Annotated in this window: 10 protein-coding genes; 2 read left to right on the top strand and 8 right to left on the bottom strand. The window is 58.5% G+C overall.

Going from position 1 to position 8,393, the window contains the following annotated elements:
• The first annotated feature begins 61 nt into the window (after positions 1 to 61).
• Entirely contained in the window at positions 62 to 625 is a 564-nt protein-coding gene (locus tag ACN0RC_RS14365; protein WP_417512585.1) for a cytochrome b/b6 domain-containing protein, read from the top strand.
• A gap of 67 nt (positions 626 to 692) precedes the next feature.
• On the opposite strand, the gene ACN0RC_RS14360 is transcribed toward ACN0RC_RS14365, so the two are convergent.
• The 6 genes from ACN0RC_RS14360 to ACN0RC_RS14335 form a co-directional block, all read right to left on the bottom strand.
• On the bottom strand, positions 693 to 1,478 hold the full coding sequence (locus tag ACN0RC_RS14360) for an aldo/keto reductase (protein ID WP_417512584.1): 786 nt from the start codon (positions 1,476 to 1,478) through the stop codon (positions 693 to 695).
• An 84-nt stretch (positions 1,479 to 1,562) separates the two neighbouring features.
• Complete coding sequence (locus tag ACN0RC_RS14355) at positions 1,563 to 2,351, bottom strand: IclR family transcriptional regulator (RefSeq protein ID WP_417512583.1); 789 nt, start codon at positions 2,349 to 2,351, stop codon at positions 1,563 to 1,565.
• Positions 2,352 to 2,398: 47 nt separating this feature from the next.
• The gene (locus ACN0RC_RS14350) at positions 2,399 to 3,634 is read right to left on the bottom strand and encodes an NAD(P)/FAD-dependent oxidoreductase (protein WP_417512582.1); all 1,236 of its coding nucleotides are present in this window, start codon (positions 3,632 to 3,634) and stop codon (positions 2,399 to 2,401) included.
• Positions 3,634 to 3,828 carry a ferredoxin gene (locus tag ACN0RC_RS14345; RefSeq protein WP_417512581.1) on the bottom strand — a complete coding sequence of 65 codons (195 nt, stop codon included), beginning with the start codon at positions 3,826 to 3,828 and terminating at the stop codon, positions 3,634 to 3,636. The genes ACN0RC_RS14350 and ACN0RC_RS14345 overlap by 1 nt, the downstream gene beginning before the upstream one ends.
• 318 nt (positions 3,829 to 4,146) lie before the next feature.
• Entirely contained in the window at positions 4,147 to 4,734 is a 588-nt protein-coding gene (locus ACN0RC_RS14340; protein ID WP_417512580.1) for a 3-phenylpropionate/cinnamic acid dioxygenase subunit beta, read from the bottom strand.
• Entirely contained in the window at positions 4,731 to 6,182 is a 1,452-nt protein-coding gene (locus tag ACN0RC_RS14335; protein ID WP_417512579.1) for a Rieske 2Fe-2S domain-containing protein, read from the bottom strand. Before ACN0RC_RS14335 ends, ACN0RC_RS14340 begins: the two co-directional genes overlap by 4 nt.
• A gap of 166 nt (positions 6,183 to 6,348) precedes the next feature.
• On the opposite strand from ACN0RC_RS14335, the gene ACN0RC_RS14330 reads away from it, so the two are divergent.
• Positions 6,349 to 7,083, top strand: a complete 735-nt coding sequence (locus ACN0RC_RS14330) for a class II aldolase/adducin family protein (RefSeq protein WP_417512578.1) — start codon at positions 6,349 to 6,351, stop codon at positions 7,081 to 7,083.
• Between the two features lie 21 nt (positions 7,084 to 7,104).
• Here the strand turns inward: ACN0RC_RS14330 and ACN0RC_RS14325 are convergent, their stop codons facing one another.
• Together ACN0RC_RS14325 and ACN0RC_RS14320 are read right to left on the bottom strand one after the other, a co-directional pair.
• A complete protein-coding gene (locus ACN0RC_RS14325; protein ID WP_190265273.1) occupies positions 7,105 to 7,656 on the bottom strand; it encodes a hypothetical protein in 552 nt (183 codons plus the stop codon).
• A 396-nt stretch (positions 7,657 to 8,052) separates the two neighbouring features.
• Positions 8,053 to 8,238: a hypothetical protein gene (locus ACN0RC_RS14320; protein ID WP_417512577.1), complete on the bottom strand. Its 186-nt coding sequence runs from the start codon at positions 8,236 to 8,238 to the stop codon at positions 8,053 to 8,055.
• Between the last annotated feature and the right edge of the window lie 155 nt (positions 8,239 to 8,393).

Genomic DNA, 8,393 nt, shown 5'->3' with positions numbered 1-8,393 from the left:
CAACCAGCCACCAACCGACGAGATCCAACTCGCCGCCTAACACCCACCGGCCTCACTCGCCTTGACAAATTCCGGTGTCGTCTTCATCGTGCTGCTGTTCGTCACCGGACAGTGGATGCGGGTGATCCCCACCAGCTGGGAAGTCTTCCCCAACGCGCTCTCCGCGGTGCTGCAGTACATCTCGTTGGATTGGCCGACCGAGAACGGCTGGGTCAACTACAACTCGATCCAGCAGATCGCCTACTTCGTGACGATCTTCCTTGCCGCTCCCCTCGCCGCCGTTACCGGGTTCCGGATGAGTGGCATGTGGCCAAAGAACGCTGAGAAGCTCAATAAGGCCTACCCGATCGAGTGGGCGCGTGCGCTGCACTTCCCGGTGATGCTCTACTTCGTTGCCTTCATCGCCGTGCACGTTTTCCTCGTGTTTGCGACCGGCGCTCTGCGCAACCTGAACCACATGTTCGCCGCGCAGGGGTCTGTCGACCCGAATGCGTATGCCGATAACTGGACCGGGTTCTGGTTCCTTGTCGCAGCCCTCGTGGTGATCGCCGCAGCCTGGGTTGCGGCCCGACCCATGGTGTTGGCTCCGATCGCGAAGCTGTTCGGAACGGTGTCTGCGCGCTGATGGCAACGGATGCGCTCACCCATCGCGGCCCAATACTCCTCTCGCCGTTCAACCGGAGAGGGCTGGGTTAGTGTCCGTTCTCGGGTTCATTGGAGTCGCGGGCGGCCGCTTCGCCTCGATCCAAACCTTCGAGCTGAACCAGATCCGTCTCAGGGATCTCGAAATCGAACAATGCGATGTTCTGTTGCATTTGATCGGCGTTTGATGATCTGGGGATCGGCACGATTCCCTGCTGCACATGCCAGCGGAGCAAAATTTGGGCGGGGGAACGTTTGAGTTTCTCTGCCAACTCGACGATCTGGGGTAGTTCACGGAGCTGGGCGCCGCGCCCCAACGGGCTCCAACTCTCTGTCAGGATGCCGTGCCTAGAGTGATATTTTCGGGTCTCTGCGCGTGCGAGATCGACACTGAGCTGGATCTGGTTTACATCGGGCACATAACCCGTCGCTGCCACGATTCGATCGATGTGGTCAGGTTTAAAATTCGACACACCGATCGCCTTCACCAGGCCTTGCTCGACTAGAGAAACGAGTCCCTTCCAGGCATCAACATATCGGTCTTCCCACGGTACCGGCCAGTGGCAGAGGAAGAGGTCGAGGTATTCCAGCCCGAGACGCTTGAGGCTTTCTTCATACGCTCGGTGCACGCCGTCGACGCTGTGGTCCTCTTTGTTGAATTTACTGGTCACAAAGATCTCGTCCCGCGGCACAGCGGACCGGTGGATACCTCGACCTACTGCGTCTTCATTGGCATATTTATGGGAAGTATCGATCATCCGGTATCCACTCGCCAACGCGGTAGAGACCATTTCCTCGCACTCCTCACCCAGCAGCGGCCAGGTGCCGAGGCCCACGCGAGGAATGGAGTGGCCGTGGAGGAGAGGGATTCTCTCAGAAGAAATCACGATGCCCTTTCTTGGCAGCGACTATCAAGCCGTTTACCCGAGCATTTCGGACAAACTAGAGACCGCTTCCTTCAGGACACGGCTGAATGCGCGGAACTTGGCGGTAGGAAGACGATGCACAGGTGCCGATACGTTCACTGCGAGCGTCGCACCGTTCGAGCTGGGCACGGCGACGGCCACCGATGCGACGCCGTTCTCGCTTTCTTCGCGATTCGTGGCGTACCCGTCCCGTCGCACCTTCTCGAGCTGTCGCTCCAACTCGTTCCTCGTGGACACGGAGTGCGCAGTCACCTGATCGAGCGCCTCGTTCGGGTACAGCCTGTGCAGCTGTTCCTCGCTGAGAGTTGCCAGAAGGGCTTTTCCGGTCGAGGTGCAGTGTGCTGGCAGGTTTGTTCCGATTCGGGATGCAACGCGTACTGCGGCCGCGGGTTCGGAAACCGCCAGGAAGCGTACACGGCTTCCTTCCAGCGTTCCGATGTGGCTCGTCTCGCCTAGAAGGGTGCTTAAATCGTCGAGGACTGGCTGTGCGATGCGCGGTATGTCCATTCGGCGGAGCACTGAGAAGGCAACTGTCGTTAGTGCAGGGCCAGGGCCGTACATTTTGGTGCTGGGATTCTGACGGACGAAGCCTCGCCATGACAGCATCGCGAGAATCCGGTGTGCTGTTGAGGAGGCTACTCCCAGATGGGTGCTCGCATCTGTTAGTCGGATCTCCGATTCCTCTCCGAGGAGCAAGATCAATTTCAGTGCGTTGTCGACCGATTCGATTGGATACTGGGGTGGTGTTCCTTCGGAGGAGGGCTTCGTCACATATTTCTGCACCTCAGAAACTGTACTGGCTCGGTCGCGCACTATCCACCCCGGTCGATCTAGCGCGCCGTAGCTGAAAGCGAGACGCGGGAGGCGGAAAGATTGGCCGACAACTCCGTGCTGACGTCGTCTGTAACTCGTCGATTGGCGACAGCCCGACGGCATGCAATGAGCGCGCGCGGCCAGTTCACCACTACTGCGCCCATCAAGGTTGAATCTGCGGCTGTATACAACACTGCGAATTTGCCGTCGGCAGGATCACCGAGAATATCGAAGTCGGAGGCACCGGTTCTCCCCACCACCTGGATTTTCCAGTCGAACTGGTCGCTCCATACGTACTCGACCGTCTCATATTCGACGAGGTCGTCAGGATGCACGATGTTGTGTGCGACCGTCTTGGCTTGATCGACGGCATTAGTCCAGTGCTCCAGCCGCAGCACCTCATTGTTCGTTGCGCTCGTCCAACGCGCGATGTCGCCAACGGCAAAGACGCGATCGGCTCCGATCGCGTTTAATGTGGGACCGCAAAGCACACCGTTTTCTAAGACTAGATGTGACGACGCGAGCCATTCGGTGTTGACAACCGCGCCGATTCCGACGAGCACGCTATCCGCCCATAGTAGTTCGCCGTTGCTCAATTCAACCTCGAATGTGTCTCCGGCTCTGGTCACGCTCGATACGGTGTGGCCGAAAACGGTGGAGACGCCCTCCTTCCGGTGTTTGGTGGCGAATATGTTTCCTACGGCCTCGTTGAGGACGCGAGACATCGGTGCGGGATGGGGATCAACCATTGTGACGACGACGCCATGGTTGAGAGCCGTCGATGCCACCTCTGCGCCGATGAATCCGGCACCGATGATCAATAGGCGCCGTCCAGGCCGGAGCTCGTTGCGGAGACGGTCCGCATCGGCCATGGTCCGAAGTACATGGATGCCAGGACCATCTCCCCATGGGGAGCGGCGTGCTCGCGCCCCGGTCGCGATGACTAGAGCGTCGTAGCGGACGGCTTCGCCCGACTCAAGGGTCACAGTGCGTGCCTCGGTGTCCATCCCCACCGCCGGAGACCCGAGCTTGAATTCGGCGGAGAGGCCTGCGATCTCATCCGGTCTGAGCAGCGCTATTTCGTGCGGAGCCGCGCCGGACTGAAGGTAAGCCTTCGAGAGGGGCGGCTTATCATAGGCGGGGACGCTCTCTGAGTCGATCAAGATGATCTCACCGGAATATCCTTCGAGTCGCAGCGACTGCGCTGTCTTGATCCCGCCAACTGAGGCGCCCACGATGACTACGGTGGGCATTAGTCGACTACCATGAGTGCGGAAACCGGGCAGCTCCGGGCTGCCTCTTCGACCCTTTTGCGGTCTGATTCTGGCACCTCGGCTTTCAGCACTACGACTATTCCGTCATCGTCGATATCGAAGTAGTCTTCGGCGCCGATGACACAGTTGGCGTAGCCCTGGCAGGCACCTAGGTTGGCTTTGATGGTCGCCATGTGTTGTTCTCCTAGTTCAATGGGTCTCGGGGAACATCGGTTCGAATGGCGACGCGATCATCTCCGAGAAAGTTTGCGTCGTCTGCCAGGTCAGTGCTTCCAACTCGAGAGGGTCGAGCGCGACCCACTGGCCCGACTTCGGGGACTCGATGAGCAGTCTTGAACCGTTGCGAGTTTCGACGTGTGACACTCTGATTTCCGAGAACTCATTCGCGATCACCAACGGTATCCCCCGCGTTCTCGCTATCAAGCGCTGCCGGTGTTCCGCAGCTTCGATTGCCGCCAGACGATCCTGTTCAGCACCCTCCCACTCGAGTGTCATAGGAAGATCGCCAAGTTCTGAGTACGAAGCACTGATTCATCGATCATGATCACCCGGCGAGCTAGTTGATACTGACCATCCACGAACCGAAAAACGTCCTCGCGCTGCGCGGAGATTGTTGAGGCCGGGTTGGTGTCACCCCGGCTCCGGAAGAGCAGAACGGCCGAATCGGCGATGAGCTCTCCTTCGACATCGGTCTCGAACGCCCGGACGTTCGTGATGTAGTGCCGCAGACGCGAGGGAGGATCCTCGGTCCAGGCGTGTTCGGTGAGGAACCGTGCCACCCTGCGACTGAGAGAGTACTTGTTCTCATCCCAGTGCGCCATCTTGGGGCTTGTGGAGTAGCCGGCACCCAGTGCCGTTGTGACACGCACGGGCATTAAATAATGGATATCGTCTGTGAGTGTCTCGAGCCAGTCTTCGTACCGCTGGTCATCGAGCGTGTAGGCCTCATCGACCAGCCACCTGGACAACTCAAGATGGCGAGGGTCACCGAACGATAGTGACGCTCCCACTTTGCTGGCTTTGGTGGCATTCTTGCCGAGAACCGCTTGCGCCGAAAGGTCCGCTCCGATGAGAGTCATAATGACGCCCGCTTCGGGTCCGAGTCTGCCGCTTGTTCTGCAGCGAGTGCTTGTTCTGCAGCCAGTGCCGACGGGGTCGTTCGGATGAGTCCGACCACCGTCGGACGTGAGGGCTCGGTGGGTTCATCCTCGAGGTAGTCCGCCCAGCGGTTCAGTAGGTGGCGCTGGTTGTACTCGCCATAGCCGACATGGGCTTCGCCGGGGCCTGCGAACTCCTCCGAGGTGAGGGGGGCGACGACCGGTGAGCCGTCCTTCAGCATGCCCATCCGTCCATTAAGGAGCAGCCGGCGGGCCATTGAGCCCTTGGCCGTGTTGGTCAGTGAGACCCAATTTTCTACGTCATCTTGCTCGAACATGCCCGTGGAGCCGAAGCACATCAGATACGCCTTGTATGAAAGTTCCTTGAACTCCTCCGGAGCTTCAGCGTCGACAGCGAACCAGGAGAGCACTTCGGTCTCGTTCTCGCTGATCGGCTGCCAGGTGCGAATGGAGATGAATGGTAGAACGTCTTCGCCATCTTCAACCACGGGCCAGTTGTGCACGAAGCTCATGTTAGGGAAAGCGGAGGCGGCCGAAATCATGAAGCCGTTCTCTCCGATGACGTCGAGTTGCTCCTGTGTCCACACCTCCTTCATCCGGTCCACCATCTCCTGTGGGTAGCCGACGTATCTAAGCTTTTCCTCGACGTTTCCTGGTGGGAGTTTGTAGGTGGTGCCACCGCCGTTGCCAGCCCAATAGGTATTGCCGTCTTTTCGCTTCTCCGCCTTTGGCTCGCGGAAGAGACCGATCTCCACTACCGAGGTATGGGTCTGAGGGGTGTGGTACATATCGCCAGCGAAGTTCTCCGCGCCGATTTTCCAGTTCGCGTTGACACGCCACCGTTGTGGCCCCCGCAGTTCGATCCCACTGGAGGACTGCTTTGTGTAGTAGTCGAGGTAGAAGGTGAAGTCACCAAGGTACTCGAGCAGTGGGGGAGCATCAGGATCCATGCTGATGAAGATCAGGCCGTTGTAGCTGTCGAGGCTTGGTGCTGGCAACAACGTCGCACCTTTACGGCTGAAACCTTCTTCCCCGCCATAGGCTTCCTGATGGAACGGAAGTCCGATGATTCGGCCGTCATTGCGGTAGGACCAGCCGTGATATGGGCACCGGAAATGCGAAGCATTGCCCATCTCTGCCCGGCAGACCTGCATGCCGCGATGGAGGCACATATTGAAGTGCGCTTTGATCTCTCCCTTCTCATCCCGAACAACGATGAACGAGTCATCGAGAACTTTGCGTACTACGTAGTCGCCAGGTTGCGGGATCTCTGACTCGTGAGCCACGAAGAGCCACGCACGACTGAAGAGGTTCGATTTTTCTTTCTGAAAGACCGCTTCATCGTTGTAAATGTGGGCAGGGATCATCCCCGCCCTTATTTCATCGTAAATGGTGGAGTTGTGTTCCATGTGGGCTCCCTGCGATCGCGGCCAATGAAAGAGAAGCTATCTGCCTGGCAGAAATATACCCCCTCCGTCACCGAAGTGCAAGACGCCGTCTAAACGGATTACTCTGCAAGTCAGAATCTATCTCTGTTATTCTCGGACATGAACAGGCCTCTGAAAGGGAGTTAGCATGGTCTCTGCCCATCTGTTACAGGAACGCACCCTCGTTGCTAACGCATGTCGAGTGCTCGCACAACGGGGACTCGTCGACGACATTCTCGGCCATGTCAGTCTTCGAATCGACGATGAAACGGTGCTTGTGCGCTGTCGTGGTCCGCAGGAACGTGGTCTAGCCTTCACTGAGGTGAGTGACATCCACAGCGTCGGAATGGACGGGGCTCATGACTTGCCACAGGGGTACTCCGCTCCCAATGAACTTCCTCTGCACCTTGGTGTGTTGACGCGCAACCCCGAAGTGCGGGCGGTTGTGCATGCTCACCCGCCGGCGATCGTGGCATTCACCTTGACGGGGGAGGCGCTGCGACCCATCGTCGGATCCTTCAATATCCCGGCCATGCGCATGGCGCGGATGGGGATCCCGATCCACCCGAGTTCCGCGCTAATCAGGAATGCTGAGCGTGCCGACGCCATGGTGGCAACCATGGCGGACAAACCTGTCTGCCTACTGAAAGGACACGGATTAACGACCGTTGGCCGCACCGTTCCTGAAGCGGTCATCCGGGCCATCAATATAGATTCTCTTGCCCAGATTCAGTTGCGGGTGATGGCCGCCGGGGCGGCCGCTCCGGATATTGACGAAGACGACTTGCGTGATCTTCCTGACCTAGGATCGGCCTTCAATGACGACAACGTATGGCGGTTTCACCTTGCCGCTCTTGAACATGACAATCGTTTGATCCGCTGATATCAGATCGCTCGATCCAGGTCAGGGCCGACGCCTCCTTATTGCCACGCGAAGCCGGTCCACGAGTGGTAGCGTCACCCAGATAACGGTCGCCACTGTGAGCGGTGTGGTGATGAGGAGTTGCACCGGTATCGCCAGGGCGTGGAGTTTCGGACTCAAAAGGTATGCCGAGAGAACGGCGGGTGGATAGAGGGCGATCCAGACCGCAAGAGCCGTATGCCATCGGGGAGCTTTTCTTTCGCCGGCACGCATCGTGTCGGCGAAACCTTCGAGTCCTTCTATCGTCAGCGGTATGGGGTTTCCCTGGGTGAGTTCGTCTGCCGTGTCGAGATGTCCGAGACGTTCTTCACTCTCCTCCCAAGCGATGAGCTGATAGGCCGAGCTGAAACCCAATTCAACGATTACCGTCGTTACGGACTTCTGTTGAGTGTCGCGCACACTCGATGTGATGTAGCCGGGAAATCGCGCGGCCCGTCGACAGAGCTCGTCAGCCCAGTCACGAAGTTCTGATTCGCGGCCGGGAGAGGCGCGTCGAGAGATGATGACGAGTACGGGAAGAGTTTTTGAGTCCATGATGCCGAATCATGGATAGCATAACTCAGCTATTGGTCGAGACCCGAAACCAGGAGATCGGTCGACTGCGCTCAAACCGTGAGTCCTTCGGTGTGCCATAACGCATCGTCGACACTGGTGTCCGGGCTCAGGAGACAAGATGGAGCAGGACGCATGAGTTGCTAGATATGCCGTTGGGGGGAATCGTGCGACGGGCGCACTCGTATCCACCACGGACAGGGCTTAAGTGCTGTTTGTAACCGGCCAGTTGTGGGCGCGAGCTCGAGCCATGGGGCCGGGTCAGTGCAGATCTGCAATGGCGCGACACTCGCGTACTACAGGGAAGGTTAGACCTGGCAGCCTAACCGGGGCACAGGCGAAGATGCCGACTGGATATTCGGTGTATCACTCTGAGGACTAATCCCCCCAAGAACGACCGTCTTTGAGGTGCTGCTGTTTGGTGGCGGGGTAGCTGCCCATGATGTTGCCGCTTCGGGTGGCATGGGCTGTCATGATCTGTGTGGAGTATCCGAGCAGCGCTCCGAGGGTGGCTGCGTCGAGCTCCTTCGTGAGGTCGAAAAGCGTCGTGTTGCGAGTCGCCAAAGGTTGGATGCCGAAGATCTTGAGTCGGTTCCAAAGCGTGTTCGCGCTGATGTGCTGGCCTGGCTTCGTCGAGGGGAACCCCTACGTGTCAGGGTTGAGTGAGTCCACCGGTTTATAGCAAGTCCGCCTCGTGGGGCGAGTTGAAGGATCACCAA

Origin of the sequence: Microbacterium sp., assembly GCF_048259935.1 — a bacterium.
GTDB lineage: Bacteria > Actinomycetota > Actinomycetes > Actinomycetales > Microbacteriaceae > Microbacterium.
The sequence above is the reverse complement of the archived record's forward strand: the minus strand, read 5'-3'. Positions and strand labels throughout refer to the sequence as shown.